The organism is Chryseobacterium sp. 22532 (assembly GCF_052044665.1).
Lineage (GTDB): Bacteria > Bacteroidota > Bacteroidia > Flavobacteriales > Weeksellaceae > Chryseobacterium > Chryseobacterium lathyri.
Genome location: NZ_JBQENJ010000007.1, coordinates 84679 through 105361, shown reverse-complemented (window position 1 = coordinate 105361; position 20683 = coordinate 84679). Strand labels below are relative to the sequence as shown.

13 protein-coding genes and 1 riboswitch are annotated in these 20683 nt (G+C 37.9%); of the genes, 9 read left to right on the top strand and 4 right to left on the bottom strand.

Annotated elements, in window-relative coordinates:
• Nucleotides 1-179: 179 nt before the first annotated feature.
• Nucleotides 180-2396 (bottom strand): outer membrane beta-barrel protein, encoded by a 2217-nt coding sequence (locus ACTJIV_RS18470; protein ID WP_440629088.1) that lies wholly within the window; start codon nucleotides 2394-2396, stop codon nucleotides 180-182.
• 121 nt (nucleotides 2397-2517) lie between these two features.
• A riboswitch (SAM-I-IV-variant riboswitch) is annotated at nucleotides 2518-2616 on the top strand.
• A gap of 290 nt (nucleotides 2617-2906) precedes the next feature.
• Here ACTJIV_RS18470 and ACTJIV_RS18465 point away from each other — a divergent pair.
• Nucleotides 2907-5651: a TonB-dependent receptor plug domain-containing protein gene (locus tag ACTJIV_RS18465; protein WP_440629087.1), complete on the top strand. Its 2745-nt coding sequence runs from the start codon at nucleotides 2907-2909 to the stop codon at nucleotides 5649-5651.
• A gap of 64 nt (nucleotides 5652-5715) precedes the next feature.
• Here ACTJIV_RS18465 and ACTJIV_RS18460 read toward each other — a convergent pair whose 3' ends face one another.
• The gene (locus tag ACTJIV_RS18460) at nucleotides 5716-7842 is read right to left on the bottom strand and encodes a TonB-dependent receptor domain-containing protein (protein ID WP_440629086.1); all 2127 of its coding nucleotides are present in this window, start codon (nucleotides 7840-7842) and stop codon (nucleotides 5716-5718) included.
• 189 nt (nucleotides 7843-8031) lie between these two features.
• Between ACTJIV_RS18460 and ACTJIV_RS18455 the strand changes: the two genes are divergently transcribed.
• Entirely contained in the window at nucleotides 8032-9060 is a 1029-nt protein-coding gene (locus ACTJIV_RS18455) for a sensor histidine kinase (protein WP_440629085.1), read from the top strand.
• Nucleotides 9047-9724 carry a LytR/AlgR family response regulator transcription factor gene (locus tag ACTJIV_RS18450; RefSeq protein WP_440629084.1) on the top strand — a complete coding sequence of 226 codons (678 nt, stop codon included), beginning with the start codon at nucleotides 9047-9049 and terminating at the stop codon, nucleotides 9722-9724. The genes ACTJIV_RS18455 and ACTJIV_RS18450 overlap by 14 nt, the downstream gene beginning before the upstream one ends.
• 48 nt (nucleotides 9725-9772) lie before the next feature.
• Here the strand turns inward: ACTJIV_RS18450 and ACTJIV_RS18445 are convergent, their stop codons facing one another.
• On the bottom strand, nucleotides 9773-12040 hold the full coding sequence (locus tag ACTJIV_RS18445) for an aconitate hydratase (RefSeq protein WP_440629083.1): 2268 nt from the start codon (nucleotides 12038-12040) through the stop codon (nucleotides 9773-9775).
• Nucleotides 12041-12354: 314 nt separating this feature from the next.
• Entirely contained in the window at nucleotides 12355-15144 is a 2790-nt protein-coding gene (locus ACTJIV_RS18440; protein ID WP_440629082.1) for a bifunctional aconitate hydratase 2/2-methylisocitrate dehydratase, read from the bottom strand.
• 411 nt (nucleotides 15145-15555) lie between these two features.
• On the opposite strand from ACTJIV_RS18440, the gene ACTJIV_RS18435 reads away from it, so the two are divergent.
• The 6 genes from ACTJIV_RS18435 to ACTJIV_RS18410 all read left to right on the top strand — a co-directional run bounded on the left by ACTJIV_RS18435 (nucleotide 15556) and on the right by ACTJIV_RS18410 (nucleotide 20668).
• Nucleotides 15556-16326: a WG repeat-containing protein gene (locus tag ACTJIV_RS18435; protein WP_440629081.1), complete on the top strand. Its 771-nt coding sequence runs from the start codon at nucleotides 15556-15558 to the stop codon at nucleotides 16324-16326.
• Nucleotides 16327-16627: 301 nt separating this feature from the next.
• Nucleotides 16628-18766: a TonB-dependent receptor gene (locus ACTJIV_RS18430; protein ID WP_440629080.1), complete on the top strand. Its 2139-nt coding sequence runs from the start codon at nucleotides 16628-16630 to the stop codon at nucleotides 18764-18766.
• Nucleotides 18767-18904: 138 nt separating this feature from the next.
• The gene (locus tag ACTJIV_RS18425; protein WP_440629079.1) at nucleotides 18905-19657 is read left to right on the top strand and encodes a hypothetical protein; all 753 of its coding nucleotides are present in this window, start codon (nucleotides 18905-18907) and stop codon (nucleotides 19655-19657) included.
• Nucleotides 19645-20196 carry an acyl-CoA thioesterase gene (locus ACTJIV_RS18420; RefSeq protein ID WP_048500903.1) on the top strand — a complete coding sequence of 184 codons (552 nt, stop codon included), beginning with the start codon at nucleotides 19645-19647 and terminating at the stop codon, nucleotides 20194-20196. Before ACTJIV_RS18425 ends, ACTJIV_RS18420 begins: the two co-directional genes overlap by 13 nt.
• A gap of 84 nt (nucleotides 20197-20280) precedes the next feature.
• Nucleotides 20281-20499, top strand: coding sequence for a GxxExxY protein (locus ACTJIV_RS18415; RefSeq protein WP_440629078.1), 219 nt, complete (start codon nucleotides 20281-20283; stop codon nucleotides 20497-20499).
• Nucleotides 20450-20668, top strand: coding sequence for a GxxExxY protein (locus tag ACTJIV_RS18410; protein WP_440629077.1), 219 nt, complete (start codon nucleotides 20450-20452; stop codon nucleotides 20666-20668). Before ACTJIV_RS18415 ends, ACTJIV_RS18410 begins: the two co-directional genes overlap by 50 nt.
• Nucleotides 20669-20683 lie beyond the last annotated feature (15 nt).

The window sequence follows — 20683 nt, the reverse complement described above, 5'->3', positions numbered from 1 at the left end:
ATAAAGCTTACTGTAGTTCTGTTTTAGGGACAATGTCTTCCCTCTTCTGGCTTCAAACTTCATGACATTCTTAAAAAAGGAATATCCTACCCGGACTCAGGTTAAATTATATTGTTTTAAATAAATGAGGCAGTAAAATTTCTTTACTGCCTCATTTTATGATTTTTAATTCTAAAAAATTACTGTGCCTGCTGCATAACGCCTGTGTCTTCTTTTTTAGTCTGGTTCAGAATATTTGGATCTTCCTTAGCCAGTTTATTCTTGGTAGGAATTTTATAATTGATAGAAATTCCAAAGTTTCTCGTATCATACTTACTTCTGATCATTACAGGCTGGCCTTCAGGCGGATTGGAATATACCTGCATCACCTGCCCGTTGAAAATATCATTCGCAAACACGGAAACAGTAAGACGGTTGTTCATAAATTTCTTCGTCAACGTGATATCCAGGTTATTGTTGAATGGTTTATCAGCCGTAAAGTAGAAATATCCGGCTTTTGGAGTAAGATAACTATAGTTGGCGGTCAGTTTTATGTCTTTCGGTAAAAGCAGCTGGGTCATGATATTAAAGATCCAGAAGCCTTTATTATTTAAATTATCAATATCGTGTTTCTGGTAACCTGCATACAGATACATAAAGTTAATTTTGTCAGGGTTAAAATTAAACTTCATGATCTCGCTCATCGGCTTGCTGAAAATCATAAACGGTATAGGAAGACCTACATTAAAGTTATGAATTTTCATATTCGAAATATTCACCTGCTTATTGTAAAGGTTCTTCCCGTTTTTCATGATAATCTGTGCTACCTGATCTTTTGCAGAACTTACACTGTACCCAATGAAGGCATAATCAAACGCCGAAACTTTCAATTCATAATTATCAAAAATTGTAGGCTGAAGATCCGGGTTACCGGTAACTTCCGTATTCGGGCTGGCAAAGATGACGTTGTTCGGGTTCAGGGCAGAAATACTTGGCAGAGTAATCTTTTTGTTGTAGTTCGCTGCAATATAGACCTGATTCATCAGGCTATACTGTACGCTTGCATTCGGGAAAAGCTTGAATTTATTGAAAGGTGTTAAATCTCTTTCCAGAACAGCATTATCCTTTATGGTTCTTGTAATCCCGGAAATATCATAATTTTCTGCTCTTGCTCCTAAAGTAAAGTCAAACTTTTTCAGTTTTGCCTGAAATTCAAGGTAGGTAGAAGCCGTCTGTCTTTGGTATTCCAGGTTGGTCAGGCCTTTACTTTCCGTATCATAATCCTGTCTCTCATATAAACCTCCCAAACTTACTTTTCCACCGTCCAGAAGCTTGATCGGCTGTGAATAATCTACCTTGAAGTTAGCAACCCTCATATCCGATTTATTATCAAGTACATTTTCGCCGCCTACATTCAGGAAAGGCTGCCAGATATCCGTATAAAAGCCTCTCTGGAAGAAATTGTCCTGGGAGAATTTAGATGTAGCCTTAGTATATCCAAACTGGAAGTCCAGCTTTTGAGACTTTTCGCTGAAACGCTTCTGATACGTTACAACAGCTTCCTGCCTCAGGTTGTTGGTATGGGCAACATCGGATGCTTCATAATCAGCTTCCCGGTACGTGACAGGATTAAGGCTTACAGGGATGTCGGCAAGTCCTGTACTGGCTGTATAATTGTCATTATTGTTGTGATAAATATCGTAGTTCAGCAATAATCTGTCCTGTCCAAGATCAAAAGTCAATCCTGATTTTGCAAAATATCCGCGTCCTATTCTGTCCGTATTGTTATGCAGAAGCACATCCTGATCACCATTCAGCATACTCTCACGGTAATTCTGGCCTACATTCAGCTGCCATCCGAAAAGTTTATTTCTGGCATTCAGATTTAGAGAATTGGTGGTTCTGCTTCTGAATTTATCGTAATTGGTAAACGAATAATTTCCTGAATATGTTGCTGTTAAATACTTATTGGCATTCTTATTCGTAATGATATTCATGATGGCACCTCCTGAGGTAGCCGGATATTCTGCTCCCGGCTGGGTGATCACTTCTATTCTGTCTACCGAGTTGGCAGGCATCCCTTCAAGAAAAGAATTCAGTTCGTTTGAAGTAATATTTAAAGGTCTTCCGTTCAGGTAAACATCCAGGATTTTTCCCTGGTACATCATTCCGGCAATATCGGTAGAAACCAGGCCGGGAAGCTTCTTTATACCTTCCAGAACATTCCCGTTATTAAGCTGTGGCTGTTCAGAAAAGTCAAAAATAGTACGGTCTGCTTTTTGTTCAACGGCTTTTTTAGTTTTGGTAATAACTACGCCTTCGATCTGCTTTTCCTTCTCTGCATTACTGCTGTTTTTTTCCTGCGAATAGGCAAAAAAAGACGCCAGCAAAGACAGCGTGAATATAGTTTTTCTCATAATGTTTTTTACTACTGTTCAGTTAGACGTAAAAAAAGGCGATTTGTTACGATGAAATTTGCGAAAAGTTAAATTTTTGGGCAATTATTTTTTTTATTCCGAAATAATTATATCTTTGCCAGGTAATTATCAAGAATCTCATAGATGGGATAGCAACCTGCAAAAACAAGCAAGGTGCTGAAATAGATAAGCCGGCATACCCGGAAAAAATGTTTATTCTCTATTTTCTTCCCATCTTGACATTTTTGTTTTAAAAATAAAATCAATGTTTAAAGACAAGGGAAACCACAAGACCAATTTAAATTTTCGTTTCTCAGATCATGAAGTATCACTTCGTTATTCTGACCTGCTTTCATGCCATACTCACATGTGTATGTGTTGTTGTTTCTAGACTTCTTTAAAAAATAATTCAATCATTCAGGCTTTTGACCGTAACCTTAAAATAAAGGTTGCAGGAAAACTATGGCCTGAAATCAAACAAACAATCAGTAATAAAAAATAGAAAAACACATGCATACTTTCAACAAAAAAACAATCATAGCTTCAGCAGCATTCATTTCAGCATTTTATTTTGGACAGTCGGATTCTGCATCATCCAAAAAGATCGATGATGTAGTGATCCTGGGATCGAGAGGGACCGGAAGATCTCTTACAGAAACTCCGGTTCCGGTAGATATTATCAATATCTCAAAGATCTTAAGACAAAGTCCTGTTAATAATATAAGTCAGGCCCTTAATTACGTGGTGCCCTCTTTCTCTTCTACTTCACATACGGTCAATGACGGAACCGATTTCGTGGATCCCGCTTTGCTAAGAGGACTTGGCCCGGATCAGGTGCTGGTATTGCTTAATGGAAAAAGAAGATACCAGTCTTCGTTGATTAATGTTACATTGACACCGGGAAGAGGCTCGGTGGGAACGGATCTTAATGCGATTCCTGCATTTGCCTTGGATAAAATAGAAGTACTGAGAGACGGTGCTTCTGCCCAATACGGTTCTGATGCCATTGCCGGAGTTGTGAATTTAGGACTTAAAAGAAGGTTAGGATTATCGGGACAGGTTTTTCTGGGAGGATATGCTTCACCAGTTGCCAATAATTTTTCCGGAGGAATAGATGGACAGACCATATCTGCAGACCTCAACTATGGAGTGAGAATAGGTGAAAAGGGATTCATTAATGTAACTGGATCCGTGCAATACCGTGATCCATATTCAAGAGCAGGAGAACGTCAGGGACCCATCTTTAATGCTTATAATGCCATTAATTACAGAGCATTGCAGAACGGAGTGAATATCGATGGATTATATAAAAACATTACCAATACTTCCAACACTCAGCAGATCATCAATACAGTCAAGCAATATGCATCACAGGTTGATTATTTTTCGCAGGATTTTAAAAACCAGATATCAGGAGCTAACAGCATTGCAGCATTGCAGGGTTTACTAGGGAGAGACTTTACAAATCAGGAGCTTGGCTACAGAGGATTGGAAAGAAAAGATTTCAGCCTTAGGGCAGGACAGTCCAAGCTGCAGTCTGCACAGCTTTTTTTCAACTCTGAAATTCAGGTTAATGAAGACTGGAAAGTGTATTCCTTTGGAGGATACAGCTACCGTTTGGGAAATGCAGGTGGATTTTACCGTCTTCCGAATACAGAAAGAAACATCAATGCTGTTACCCCGAATGGATACTTGCCGCAAATTGAAGCCAATGTGAATGATTATTCCCTGGCTGGAGGAATCAAAGGAAAATGGAACGGCTGGAATGTGGATCTGAGCAATACTTTTGGTAAAAATGCTTTTAATTTTGGAGTGGTGAACACGTTTAATGCTTCTTTAGGAGAAAATTCTCCAAGAACCTTTGAAGCAGGTGGCTCAGAATTCTTACAAAATACGCTGAATCTTGATTTCTCAAAAAAATATGATGTGCTTCATGGCCTGAATGTGGCTTTTGGAGGGGAATACCGTTATGAAAACTATAAAGTAAATGCGGGTAATGAAAACTCCTATGTTTCTTATGATATTTTTGGACGTGTAGTGACTGCTGCTACCCCTGACAATGAAAAAGTAACTGACTTTTTTGGAGCTACAAGACCAGCCGGGTCACAGGTTTTCCCCGGATTCAGCCCGGATAACGCCGTTTCCGGAAGCCGAAACAGTGTTGCCGCTTATGCTGATGTGGAAATTGAACCTACGGATTGGTGGCTGGTAGAAGGAGCTGTGCGATTTGAAAATTATTCTGACTTTGGTTCTACCTTTAATTATAAGCTGGCAACGAATGTAAGGCTGGCTAAAAACTTTAACTGGAGAGGTGCAGTTTCTACAGGTTTTAGAGCACCATCTCTGGCACAGATCTATTACAGTTCAACCTCTACATTGATCCAGAAAGGAGAAACTACCCAGGTAGGGACTTTTAGAAATAATTCCGAAGCAGCTCAGGCTTTGGGAATTCCAAAACTGAAACAGGAGACATCACAGTCGTACAGTACAGGAATTACATGGAAGATTCCGGCTTTAAGTCTGGTATTTACGGCAGACGCCTATCTTATAAAAATTAAAGATAGAGTAGTGCTTACCGATTTATTCTACCGTCCGGAAGGAAGTTTTGCGCCGGGTTCAGACCAAGCCGTGCTACAGGGAGCGTTCGATCTTGCAAGAGCCAGTGCTGCGAATTTCTTTGCTAATGCGGTAGATTCCCAGACAAAAGGACTGGATATTACAGTTTCTCAGAATACAAGAATTTCGGAAGGGATATCTCTGGAAAATAACCTGGGACTTAATTTTAATCAGACCAGAAGAGTTGGTGATATTCATGCTTCGCCTAAACTGGTAAGTCAGATCAATAATTATTTCTCTGAGCCGAACAGAGTGTATTTTGAAGAAGCTGTTCCACGTATAAAAGCTACACTTGCCAATACCCTGAAACTTTCAGCACTTACGGTTTCCCTCAGAAATTCCTATTTTGGAAAAGTGACAGATGCTGATGTGCTGGATGCCAACTTTGACGGAGTTACTGAAAGCAGAGAACACTTTGTTCTGAATGAACGTTTTGTGACCGATCTTTCCGTAGGCTATGACTTCAATAAAAACATTTCGGCAACAATAGGCAGCAATAATATATTTAACATCCTTCCTTCGAAAAGTCCTGATATAAGCTCATTAACAGCCGATAATCAGTTTGTGTATTCCAGGCAGGTTTCTCAGTATGGTATAGGAGGCCGTTTCCTGTTTGCCAGAGTAGAATTTAAATTTTAAAATGCATAAAAAGCAAAAAGCAGAGAAAGAATCTCTGTTTTTTGTTAAATGAGGGCAGAATTTATTATTCTGCTCTTTCTTTTTCTTTAAAATTGACCGTTCTGCTGTTAGATTTGACCTTTTGGTTCCCAAAATTATAAGTAATGCTTACGGTTAGCTTTCTTGCATCCCAGTAATTATCAAAAGATTGTGTATTGTTTGTAAAATAAACACTTCCTCTGTAGCCGCCCTGCCTGAAAATGTCATTCACAGAAAGATTCATCTGCAATGCTTTCTCCATAAGGCTGACTTTGATTCCTGCATTTAATCCGGCACTGCTTTTTGATGTTGAATTGCCACTTTTTGAAGGAAGGGATTGCCAGTAATTCAGGAAAAAGTAGAGGTTTTTTGTTTTATTTAATCTAAAGGTATTGTTTGCAGAATAATAAATTGACTGCCCATTTTTAGGACTTGCATTAAAGTTGGTAATTTGAGTTTCGCTATAGCTGAATGAGGTCGAAATATTGCTTTCCCAGATCTTGAAAAAAGTGTCTGTATAAGTAAGATTAAGCCCATAATTATCCTGATCATAATAGTTTTGGTAGGTGCTGTTCAGGTAAATTCCATCCAGGAAAGTAATCTGGTCAAAATTGTCTTTACTTCTCTGATAATAAAGGTTGGCAGAAAATTTATTTTTAAAAATATAATTAAATTCCAGATTATGATTAAATGAAGGTTGAAGGCTCGGATTTCCGGCATAATAACTAAGTGGATTAGAATACCATCTGAAAGGATCAAGAGCACGGAAATTTGGACGGTTAATTCTTCGGGAATAATTCATACTGAATTGGTTATTTTTATTGGCTTTATAGGAAATATAAGCTGTGGGAAAAAGTTTTCCGTAATTGTTTTCAGACTGAGATTGGGTGGTCGCAGAAAATCCCGTTGTCTGCGCATACTCGTAACGTAAACCGAATTTTGCAGACCACTTCTCTCCGAAATCTTTACTTGCACTGATATAGGCGGCATAATTTTTTTCATCATAATCAAAAAGATTACTCCTTTTCGGATCAATGATATAATCGCTGTTAACCAGATTAAAATACCCAATATCCGATCTATTGGAAAACTGACTGTATTTAATACCTGTTTCTAACTGTAAGCCTTTTAAATTTAATGTTAAATCTGCCTGCCCTGAATAAATTGTGTAATCTACCGATGAAAGATTTCTTACAATTTGAGTAGAATGATCAGCAAGATCTGTGGTTATAAAATTGACATTTGTATCGGGCGAGTTTTCATAATAATTAGCCCCCATGCTTAATTTGTGTTCACCAAACTTCTGATCAAAATAGAGATTGAGCATTTGCGAATCCGAGGTGGAACGGTGTTTGGATTCTGTGGCAGTTTTTAGTGTAGAAATATCATCAGTAAAGTAATTTTGAAAAGAATGGATATCCATATTAGAATGAGTTCTTGCCATATCATAGATCAGTCCGATAACAGACTTGTCGCTCAATGAATAGTCAAGACTTACATTGATACCTAACCCATCATTCATATCACGTCTTTGGTCTCTGCTTACAGAGGATTGATTGCTGATAACGGTATAATTCTCGATGGATTGTTTTTCTTCATCATATCCCCGGAACTTTAAAGAAGCTTTTACTTTTTCATTCTGATAATTCAGACCTGCAGTTCCGCCAAAGCCTGCAAAAGTTGCCTGTTTATAATAATTATTCAGATAACCACTCCATCCGGTATTCTGATTCTTTTTTAAAACAATATTAATGATTCCGCTGTTACCCTGTGCTTCATACTTGGCGGGAGGTGTTGTGATCACTTCAATTTTAGCAATATTTTCAGAACGTAAATTTTTCAGATAGTTCATCAGCTCCGATCCGGAAAGATTTAGCATACGGTCATTCACCATGACAGAAACCCCGCTTTTCCCTGCAATAGACAGAAGACCTTTATCTTCTTCTACTTTTAACATAGGTGTATTGCTTAAAATTTCTGTTCCTGAGCTTCCCTGGGAAACCATAGAATTTTGAACATTATAAACAAGACGGTCAACCTTGCGTTCTATAATTTTTTTATTGCCTTCCAATGATACGGCTTCAATTGTTTTTACTTTTGCTGTATCATTTACGGACTGTGCAGATAATAATGTACAGGATAAGGTGAAGATAAGTATAGGTATTCTTTTCATGTTTATTTTATAATAATTGCTAATAACTTTGTGTTACGTTATAGAGCAAAATTATAGGATAGAAGATCCTCTGGAAATAGAGACTAGATGAATGCTTCATTTTAACGGACCAAACCGGTTTCATCGGGAATTTTTGGTGTTTTGTCGAGAAAGTACCTTATAGTATCCAGTAGAGAATTATATTTGAAAATGAAAAAGCAACAAATTATCTGGCTTCAGGTCATCTACTGGGCTTTCAACTTTGTAGGCAATGTCATTATGCCGAATTTTTTTTTCCCAGAGCGCAGAGGCTTTGAGTGGAATGTCCTGAATATTACTTATTTTATTACAGAGATTTTAACCTTTTATATTTTATACCTCATCATCATTCCCAAAGTATTTAAGCTGGAGAAGCTTTATTCTGCAGTTTTTGTTTTTCTGCTGGCTATTTTATGTTTTGGATTTGTACGTTATGGGATCGAGGAAATTATTCTTCCACTTACTCTCGGGTTCCGGAATTATAATAAGGATGCGGAACTTTTATTTTATTTAGCAGATAATATATATAATGCCTCTCTAACAGTCTTTATTGGGGGAATCTTATGGATATTAGAAAAATATGGGGTAGCTGAAAATGACAAGAAACAATTAATGATTGAGAAGAAGCAGGCAGAGCTTCAGGCGCTGAAAACGCAGATCAATCCACATTTTATTTTTAATTCTTTGAATAATATCTATTCATTGGTCTATCAAAATTCTGAAAAGGCGTTGCCTGCCATTGAAGAATTAAGCCGATTGTTGAGGTATAGTACAAAAGATTTGGAAAAAGATGTGATCTCTTTGGATAAAGAGATGGGATATATTGATAGTTTAATTGCTTTGGAGAAGCTTAGAATCAAGGAACCTGAATTATTGGTTATGACAAAAGAGATTACTCATCCGGAGCTTAATATTTCACCAATGTTGTTGGTCCCATTTGTTGAGAATGCTTTTAAACATGGCGATTTTCGAGGGAAAGGTTTTGAAATAAAGGTTTCTGATAATGAACAGGTATTACATTTTTATCTTTTAAACTTTAAAAAACAAAAAATGACAGACTCCGGTTCAGGAATTGGCATTCAGAATGTGAAAAAAAGATTAGAGATTTTATATCCTCATAAACATCAACTCATCATCAATGATTCAGAAACAGAATTTGTTGTAGATTTAAAAATTGATTTACGGCATGAAAAAAATTAAATGTATTATTGTAGATGACGAACCGCTGGCCGTCTCTCTTTTGGAAAAGTATGTTGAAAAAATACCTTTCTTTGAACTTGTTTTTTCTACTGAAAATCCCATTTTAGCCCTGGAATATATACAGACCCATGATGCAGATCTGATCTTTCTGGACATTCAGATGCCTGAACTCACAGGAATCAACTTTATGAAGATTGTCGGAGAAAAGAAGAAATATATTCTGACGACAGCCTATTCCGAGTATGCTTTAGAAGGGTACGAACACAATATCATAGATTATCTTTTAAAGCCTGTTTCCTTTGAAAGATTTTATAAATGTGCATTGAAGGCCCAGGAACGCTTTTCTTTTCACGAAGAGATGGAATCTCATTTTTTTGTAAAATCATCAGGGCAGCAACACCGCATTAATTTCAATGATATCCACTATATTGAAAGCATTAAAGATTATGTGAATATTCGCACTGCAGATGAAGAGTATATCGTATTGGATACTCTTAAATCAATGGAAAACCAGCTTTCTGAAAAGTTTATCAGGATTCATAAATCTTTTATTATTAATGTGGACAAAATTAAAAGCATTGGTCCTAAAAAGGTAATACTGCCATTGCATGAAATTCCAATCGGAGAAAGCTACAGAATAAATCTTTTGAATACACAAAAATAAAAGCGGCTTCCTCGGAAGCCGCTTTTCTATGATTAATTAATCTAACAATTAATTTTCCTGTTTCTTAATCAGGTTAAGAGCAGAACCTGCCTTAAACCAGTCGATCTGCTGATCGTTGTACGTATGGTTAGCCATGATGATATCTTTGGTTCCGTCCGTATGAATGAATTCTAAAGTCAACTGCTTTCCTGGAGCGAATTGATCAAGATCTAAGAAATTAACCACATCGTCTTCCTGAATTTTGTCATAATCAGCTTCATTAGCGAAAGTGATTCCAAGCATTCCTTGCTTTTTAAGGTTTGTTTCATGGATTCTCGCAAATGATTTTACCAATACAGCTTTTACCCCAAGATGTCTAGGCTCCATTGCTGCATGCTCTCTTGAAGAACCTTCACCGTAGTTCTGGTCTCCAACAACGATGGTAGGAATTCCTGCAGCTTTATAAGCTCTTTGTACAGCCGGAACTTCACCATATTCACCAGTTAATTCATTTTTAACACGGTTGGTTTCCATGTTATAGGCATTTACAGCTCCAATCAGCATGTTGTTTGAAATATTGTCGAGGTGGCCTCTGTATTTCAACCATGGTCCAGCCATAGAAATATGGTCAGTAGTACATTTTCCGAAAGCTTTGATCAATACTCTGGCGGCTTCAATGTTTTTACCGTCCCAAGCCGGGAATTCTTCCAGTAACTGAAGTCTGTCCGAAGTAGGGCTTACCTTCACGATAACAGAAGAACCGTCTTCAGATGGTGCCTGGTATCCGTTATCATCAACAGCAAATCCTCTGGATGGTAATTCAGAACCCTTAGGCTCATCAAGTTTTACCTGCTCACCGTTTTCGGCAGTTAAAGTATCTGTAATTGGATTGAAATCTAATCTTCCTGAAATTGCTACTGCAGCTACCATTTCCGGAGACGCTACGAATGCATGCGTATTCGGGTTACCGTCAGCTCTTTTGGCAAAGTTTCTGTTGAACGAGTGAATAATAGAATTTTTCTCTCCTTTATCAGCTCCTTCTCTGTCCCATTGCCCGATACAAGGTCCACAGGCATTGGTGAAAATTCTTGCGTTTTCAAATTTTCTGAAAGAATCCAGGAAACCGTCTCTTTCTGCTGTGAATTTTACCTGCTCAGAACCAGGATTAATCCCCAGGATCGCTTTAGGTTTAACTCCTTTTGCTACAGCATCTTCTACAATGGAAGCTGCTCTCGAAAGATCTTCATAAGAAGAGTTGGTACAAGAGCCAATAAGAGCCCATTCCACTTCTATCGGCCATCCGTTAGCTTCAGCTTTAGCTCTGAATTCCGCTACAGGAGTCGCCAAATCCGGAGTGAAAGGTCCGTTTAAGTGTGGAGTAAGCTCAGAAAGGTTAATTTCGATTACCTGATCAAAATACTGCTCAGGGTTGGCGTATACTTCAGCATCACCGGTTAAGTGTTCCGCTATTTTATCAGCTGCATCTACCACATCCTGTCTTCCTGTTGCCGCAAGATATCTTCTCATAGAATCATCGTATCCAAAAGTAGAGGTTGTTGCTCCTACTTCAGCACCCATGTTACAGATCGTTCCTTTACCAGTTGCTGAAAGAGATTGTGCCCCTTCTCCGAAATATTCCACGATGCATCCTGTTCCACCTTTTACGGTAAGAATTCCTGCTACTTTCAGGATAACGTCTTTTGCAGAAGTCCATCCACTCATTTTACCGGTTAATTTTACCCCGATAAGTTTTGGCATTTTAAGCTCCCACGCCATTCCGGCCATTACGTCTACTGCATCAGCACCTCCAACACCGATAGCCACCATTCCTAAACCTCCTGCATTTACGGTGTGAGAATCTGTACCAATCATCATCCCTCCGGGGAATGCATAGTTCTCCAGTACAACCTGGTGAATAATACCGGCTCCCGGCTTCCAGAAACCAATTCCGTATTTGTCACATACAGAGCTCAGGAAGTTGAAAACTTCAGAGTTTTTGTTGATTCCTTCCTGTAAATCTGATTCAGCACCTACTCTTGCCTGGATCAAGTGATCGGCATGAGCCGTTGAAGGAACAGCTACTTTAGCTTTCCCTGCCTGCATAAACTGTAAAAGCGCCATCTGCGCAGTTGCATCCTGCATGGCCACTCTGTCCGGTGCAAAATCTACATAAGAGTTTCCTCTCTCATGTGCTGATGTAGCATTACCTTCCCAAAGATGGGTGTAAAGGATTTTTTCTGAAAGTGTAAGAGGTTTTCCCACGATTTGTCTTGCCGCAGCAATTCTCTCCGGGTAGCGTTCGTACACTTTTTTGATCATATCAATATCAAAAGTCATATCTTAATTTAATTTTTCTTCTTTAAATAAGCTTTTCCGTCAATAATTTTATTTTAAAACGGAAAAATATCATTGTTACTTAATTCATCAAATTCTGTTCCTTCAATTCATAAAAAGGATAATTATGATAAATAATCAGAATGTTATATTTCTATCAAGTTAAGAAAAAATTGGAATTTCTTTCTATATTTTTATTTTAAATAATTCTAAAGCAGTCTTAAATAGAAAGGTTCTAAACAAAAATTGAAAGATTTAAATCCTAAAGGACTAAATCTTTCAATTATATAATTTTAAAACAGTCCTACGACCTAACGTTAAGCTATACTATGACCAACCTGGACCAACTCTTTAATAGGTGGAGCAAATTTAGTCAGGTCAATACCTTCAACGGCAGCTTTATATTCATCAATATTAGGAATTCTTCCAATTATAGCAGAAAGAACAACCACCGGAGTTGAAGCCAATAAAGATTCTCCTTTTTTACGTTCTGAATCTTCAACTACTCTTCCCTGGAAAAGACGGGTAGAAGTTGCCAGTACCGTATCTCCTTTAGCCGCTTTTTCCTGGTTACCCATACAAAGGTTACAGCCTGGACGTTCAAGATACATCATGTTTTTGTATTCAACACGTGCTTCGCCTTTAGGAGCATTATCATCAAATTCAAACCCTGAATATTTTTCTAAAAATTCCCAGTCTCCTTCTGCTTTTAATTCATCAATAATGTTATACGTTGGAGCGGCTACAACAAGCGGAGCGTTAAATTCAACTTTACCTTGTTGTTTTTCAATATTTCTAAGCATTTGAGAAACAATTTTCAAATCGCCTTTGTGAACCATACAAGATCCAACAAATCCAAGATCCACTTTTTTCTCGCCTCCATAATAAGAAAGGTCTCTGATGGTATCATGAGTATATCTCTTAGAAACATCTTCGTTGTTTACATCCGGGTCAGCAATCATCGGTTCAACGATGGCATCAAGATCAACAACGACTTCAGCATAATATTTAGCATTCGCATCCGGTGTCAGAGCTGGTTTCTCACCAGATCTGATTTCAGCGATTCTCTTATCAGCCTTATTAATTAATCCCTGAAGGACATGGTTATGATTGTCCATACCCTTATCAATCATGATCTGGATTCTGCTTTTTGCAATTTCCAATGACTCGATCAGGGTTTCGTTCTCAGAAATATTGATGGAAGCTTTTGCCTTCATCTCTGCAGTCCAGTCTGTAAAGGTAAATGCCTGGTCAGCAGGAAGTGTTCCGATGTGAACCTCAATGATTCTACCCTGGAATACGTTTTCCCCACCAAACTGCTTAAGCATCTGAGCCTGAGTAGCATGAACAACATCACGGAAATCCATGTGCTCTTTCATGTTTCCTTTGAAAGTTACTTTTACGGATTCAGGGATTGGCATAGATGCTTCACCTGTAGCCAGTGCAAGGGCAACTGTTCCTGAGTCTGCTCCAAAAGCAACCCCTTTAGACATTCTTGTGTGGGAGTCACCACCAATGATGATCGCCCATTCATCTATCGTTATATCATTAAGAACCTTGTGAATAACATCTGTCATAGCGTGGTATTCACCTTTCGGGTCACGGGCTGTGATCAAACCGAATTCGTTCATGAATTTCATTAGTTTCGGAATGTTGGCCTGCGCTTTTTTATCCCAAACAGAAGCGGTGTGACATCCGGATTGATAAGCACCGTCAACAATTGGAGAAATCACGGTAGCTGCCATTGATTCAAGTTCCTGAGCGGTCATCAAACCTGTTGTGTCCTGAGAACCAACGATATTAACCTGTACACGAACGTCTGAACCGGCATGTAAAACTTTTCCCGGAGTTGTTCCGACTGCGTTTCTGTTGAAGATTTTTTCAACTGCAGTCAAGCCTTGTCCTTCGTGGGAAATTTCTTTTGACGGAGCAAAAACAAGAGGAGTTTCTATTCCTAAAAGTTTTGCAGCAAATGTCTGCAGCTTTTTACCGAATACAATTGCATATGATCCGCCAGCCTTGATGAATTCCATTTTTTGTGGAGTGAATGCCTTAGCAATATCAATCAGCTCCTGGTCACCGTTATAAAGTTTTTTTGTTTTTGTATTGATGGTAAGAACGGTTCCTGTAGCAACGGAGTACGCTTCTTCAAGAATCGGTTCCCCAGCTTCGTTACGGATTGGCTCTCCATTTTCGTCAAGTTTTTTAACCCAGTTTTTAAGGTCAAGGCCAATACCACCGGTAACGTCAACCGTAGTAAGGAAAATCGGAGAAATACCGTTTGTTCCTCCAACGATTGGAGCAATATTCACGAATGGGATGTACGGGCTTGCTTGCTTACCTGTCCATAAAGCTACGTTGTTCACTCCGGACATTCTGGATGAACCTACACCCATGGTTCCTTTTTCTGCGATAAGCATTACACTTTTATCAGGATGCTGTGCCTGCAAAGCTTTAATTTCTTCCTGCGCCTGAGGAGTGATCATACATTTACCATGAAGTTCACGGTCTGATCTTGAGTGCGCCTGATTCCCCGGAGAAAGTAAATCTGTCGAGATATCACCTTCACCAGCGATAAAAGTCACTACTTTTATTTCTTCAGCAACTTCCGGAAGTTTAGTGAAGAACTCTGCTTGTGCATAGCTTTCAATAATTTCTTTGGCGATTTCGTTACCGCTATTGAATGCTTCCTTCAGACGGTTGGTATCTGCCTCATAAAGGAAAACCTGTGTCTTAAGAACGTCTGCCGCTTCCTTGGCAATAGAGATATCATTACCCAAAGCCAGATCAAGCAGTACCTCAATAGAAGGTCCTCCCTTCATGTGAGATAATAATTCAAAAGCAAAGGCCGGAGATATTTCTTCTACTACGGATTCTCCCAGAATAATCTCTTTTAAAAACTTAGCTTTTACGCCTGCAGCACTTGTTGTTCCTGGTAAGGTGTTGTAAATGAAAAATTTAAGAGAATCTGATCGATATTCGTTACCCGGATCTTTAATTTGTGCAATGATTTCGCTTAGTAATCCGGCACCGTCAATTGGCTTTGGATTGAGTCCCTGGTTTTTTCTTTCTTCAATCTCTTGGATGTAATCCTGATACATATTCATAATAATAGAAGTCTTTTAAATTTTAAAAGTAGATGTAAGGCAGTTGTCAGTACTAAAGTTGCTGCAAAAAAACAAGTATAGTCATCAACAACATAATCTACCCCTTTAAAAATGTGAAATAATGTTCCGTTTCAAAGTGGGATATATTTGACCTTTAATAGAATGTAAGTAATTTACCTGCGATTTGTCTTGCTGAAAAACTCTCTTTGGGTAAGATTTATACACTTTTTTGACAGCATTCCTATCAAAATTATATCTCCAAAACGTTTTTAGATTATCAAACACTTAAAAAGTGCTTCCAAATTTACGAATTTTTTAGTATTTTATCAGAATGAAATTATTTAGATTCTTTATAAATATGAATTTGATAATTTCTATTTTTGGCCGTAATTTTGCAGGCAAATGATGAATATGAAAAATATCCTGAATTTTTGGTGTGTATTTATCTCGGTTTTCGTTTTTTCACAGACGAAATCCGTGAAGAAGCTACCGATTAAAAATGTAACTAAAACTGTAGTGAAAAAGGGATCTGCAGTGGCTAAGCCAAACCCGGATCTGGTGATCATCAATCCGGATCTTCCTGTTTTGATCCCTAAAAAAGAAGATGGAAAATTTGGTTATGTTAATCAGAACGGAAAATTTATTATCAAACCTGAATACCATATTGCCGTCTTTTTTTATGAAGATTGTAATCTTTTGAACTCTCCCAACGAAAAAATAAGAAAATTCGGAACTAAAGAATATGCTACCGTAGAAAAGGATATGATTTCTTACCGGGTGAATAAGGCGGGGAAAAGAGTCTATCAGTTCAAAGATTCGGATCTCGGAAAATGTAAGTTGGAGGATTATAAGCAGCAGCTGTATCAGGCATACGTTTTAAACGGATTTTACGGTATCATTGAAAAGTCCAGATTCGTGAACGCAGCAGATTACAGAGATTACCAGATCTATCCCCAGTATCAGTATTTATACATTCTGGAAGGTGATGATACCGCAGATCCAATGATTGTGGCTTCCCACAACGACAGGTTTGGAGTAATTGATGTTAATAATAAAGTGATTGTTCCTTTTGAATATTCCAATATAAAAAGGAATTTCAGCTGGAAAATGGGGAAAATGTTTGACGTGACGAAAGACGGAAAGAACTATTATTATATCGATGTCAGAAATAAGACTTATTAATCTTTATATAAGAATATCTCTTTCAGATTAAATTGAGGATGCAGATCTCATCATTCACAGAGTATCGGAAGATCCTATCTCACTTTTTTTTTGTAATTTCGCGGTTGAAATAAAGGGGTGCTTTAATAAGCTGAGATTATACCCAATGAACCTGGAACAGATAATGCTGTTTAGGGAATTTTGAAAATGTACCACTGGAACAGTATAACAATATATCAATCATTGCTAGACTGTTAAATTAGTAAATTGCTACATTATTTAATCCGCCCCTTTTATTCATTAAATTTTAAAAATTTATAGAATGAAAGGATTATTTTTTTTAGGGCTTACGGTAGGCTCTGCAGCCTTTATCCAGGCGCAAAATAAGGATTCACTGAAGGTCAGGGAAATTGAAGCTGTCAACTTTACCAAAAGACTGCCTGTTGCCAAAGAAATCATTAACGTACAGAAAGATGTAGACAGCAGGAATCTGGGTCAGGATCTTCCAATTCTTTTAAAAAATCAAACGTCTGTTATCTCAACCTCTGATGCCGGAAACGGGATTGGGTACACGGGATTCAGAATTCGTGGAGTAGAAGGAAAAGGTATTAATGTGATGATGAACGGCGTTCCCTATAACGATTCTGAAAGCCAGGGAACATTTTTCGTCAATGTTCCGGATCTTACCAGTTCTGCTTCCCAGATTGTGATTCAGAGAGGGGTGGGGACTTCCAATAATGGGGTTTCTGCGTTTGGTGCGAGTATCAATGTGATCTCCAAAGAACCGGATGAGAAGATGTATTTCAAAACTGATGACAGCTACGGCTCATTTAATACCTATAAATATTCAGCGGAAGCAGGTTCCGGGAAATTCTGGAACAACAGGCTTTCGGTGATGGGAAGGTATACGCGTATCCAATCTGACGGGTATATTGACAGAGCTTCTTCAAAACTGGATTCTTACAATTTCACTGCATTATTTGAAGAAGGGAAAACAAGGCTTCGTCTGATGGCTTTCGGAGGAAAAGAAAAAACTTATCAGGCATGGAACGGAATTGACCGGCCAACCTGGGAAACCAATCCTAAATTCAATTATTCAGGACAATACACAGATCTGTTGACCGGAGAAGAGAAATTCTATGATAACGAGACGGATAATTACAGACAGAATCATTTCCAACTTTTATGGGAGCAAAAATTCAATGATAACTGGAATTTGGAAACCACGCTTCATTATACGAAAGGAAAAGGCTACTATGAAAACTATAAAAGAGTTGATGAAACAGATGTAGAAGCTACACATTATTCCAATTATAATTTGCCGGTACCGGTTGTAAATGGCTCTCCGGTAGAAATAACCGATTTTATCAGAAAAAAATGGCTGGATAATGATTTTTACGGGGCTGTTTCTACGCTTTACGGAAAGCTGGATAATATAGATCTTAATTTCGGTGTGGTCGCGAACCAATACTATGGAAGACATTTTGGAAATGTTACCGGGGTTTATTTTCCACAGATCAATGAGTATGAATATTACAGAAACCGTTCGGTGAAAACTGAGCTGGCAGGGTTTGCAAAAGCTTTATGGAGAACCGGGGATCACTTTGAATTTTTCGGAGATCTTCAGATCAGAAATATTGATTATGATACCAAGATCCTGAATGCCGGAGATGGAGAAGGTGGAAATCTTGATAAGAATTGGCTTTTCTTTAATCCAAAAGCGGGAGTGAATTATAAAATCGGGAATGGGAAAGTTTTCCTTTCATACGCACATGCCCACCGCGAACCGAACAGGGATGACCTGATGAGTGATAATGAAGTAAAAGCCGAAAAACTCCATGATTTTGAAGCCGGTATTGAAAAACAGTTTGGAATTTTATCTGTTACGGCTAATTTATACTATATGTACTATGTTAATCAGTTAGTACTGAACGGGCAGTTAAATAATGTAGGAGCATTCATCAGAACAAACTCCGGAAAAAGCTACAGAAGAGGAATTGAAATCGGAGCGTTGGCTAAACTTTCCAAGCAATGGGAAGTGAATGGGAATATCAGTCTCAGCCAGAATAGAAACCTTGATTTTAAAATTAAAAATAATGGAGCACTTCAGAATCTGGGTGATACCAATATTTCATTTTCGCCTAATGTCATTGCCAATCTTGGCCTAAAGTTCAATCCTTCCAAGAGTTTTCTGTTTGCTTTAACGAATCAATATGTCGGAAAACAATATCTGGATAATACCGGGGATAAAAACCTCGAGCTGAAAGATTATTTCCTGACCGATTTCAATGCGCAGTACCAGTTTACCATAGCCCATAATGATATTGCTTTAAAATTACTGGTGAATAATCTCTTTAATAAAAAATATGTAAACAACGGAGCGGTTTATGGTGGAGATCCATACTATTTTTCACAGGCAGGAACTAATTTTATGTTCGGGATCAGCTGGAAAATTCAATAATACGGATGATAATTTGCCGAACAGGGTTTAATACATTCAATTTTATACCTATTTATCAAAAGACTGTTCAGGCAGTCTTTTTTTATATCCTACAAATCTCTTCAAAAAGTCACGAAAAAATTATAAATTTGCTGCCAAATGAATATTTCAGCTTACATTTTAGAATATCTGAAACAATTTGGAACTGTGACGGTTCCGGGATTCGGTGCGTTTTCGCTTAAAAACTCCAAGGCAATTATTAATTCTGAGAACGGAAGCATTCTTCCGCCTGCAAGCGAGATCGTTTTTGCAGTGGATTATGAAATACAGTCTGACGAGCTGGCTGCCTTTATAGCCGGAGAAAAGCAGATGTCTTTAGAGGCTTCCAGAAGTGACTTGAAAATCCAGACTGATTTTTGGAAGAAAAAACTTCAGGCAGATCAGTTTCTGGAAATTCAGAACCTCGGAGCTATCCATATTGAAGATGATAAGACGCATTTCAAGGGGAAAAGAATAGAAGCGGGGCATCCGGACTTTTATGGGCTTGAAGAGATCAGGCTCTCGGATATCAACAATGGTGAAAAAATAAGCACTAAAGAAAAGAGAGAGAAAGATTATACATTCAAAAAATCTATTCTTTGGATTTTTCTGCTTGTCATTCCTGTTTTAGGAATTCTGTATCTGGCATTTACCCAAAGAGAACTTCTTTTCGGAAAAAAATCTTTTGATAAAGTTTCTGTCCAGACTTCTACACACAGAATTGTAAAAGACACCGTAAAAGTAATGGTACAAAGTCCGGAAACGGCTGTTTCAGATTCCCTGAAAAAAGATTCATTAGCAAAACCAGCCGGAAAAGGCATAAAACCCGCTTCGGCAGCTCAAAACAACACTAAGACTCAATGGCAAAAGTAAAAAAAGCGTCAGAATCTCTGACGATCATGACCAATATTGTTCTTCCGAACGAAACCAACTCTTTAAGAAACCTTTTCGGAGGTGAACTTCTTGCAAAAATGGACCGTTGTGCTTCTATTTCTGCAGCCAGACACTGCGAGAGAAGAGTGGTAACAGCTTCTGTAAATCACGTTTCTTTCAATCATCCTATCCCTGAAGGTGGGGTAGTGGTTCTGGAATCTAAAGTTTCAAGAGCTTTCTCTACTTCAATGGAGGTGTATGTGGATGTTTGGTTGGATGATCCGATCAATCAGAAGAAAGTTCATACCAATGAAGGAATTTATACTTTCGTTGCAGTAGATGAATTCAACCGTCCTATTCCTATCCCGGACATGATTCCCGAAACGGAAGAAGAAAAACTGAGACATGCTGCTGCTTTCAGAAGAAAAGAACTGTCATTAATCCTTTCCGGAAGAATGAAGCCCCTGGAATCGGTGGAACTTAAAAAATTATTCCAGGAACCGGAAGAAACAAAAGAATCCAAGAAGGATAAAAAATAAAAAATTAAACACAAATAACACGAATGGATGGCACGAATTTTCACAAATGGTTTGTGCCTAATCAAATGAAAAAAAATAATAAAGATGGATATTTCAGAAAATGATATATCAAAAATTGTTTATGAAGCAGGGTATATAGTCCATAAGTCATTAGGACCAGGACTTTTGGAAAGTGCTTATGAAGAATGTTTGTTTTATGAATTAAATAAATTTGATATTCTTGTAGAGAGGCAAAAACCGATGCCATTAGTCTATGATGAGGTTAAAATGGATATTGGTTATAGGCTTGACTTTTTTAATTGAAAAAAAATTTATGCTGGAAATAAAATCCATAGAATCATTACAAGATATTTATTTAGCACAAATACTTACATACCTTCGCCTAAGTAATTGTAAACTTGGAATGTTAATTAACTTTAATACACTTCAGTTTAAAAATGGACTTAAAAGAGTGATTAACGGCACTTTATAATTGTGTTATTTGTGA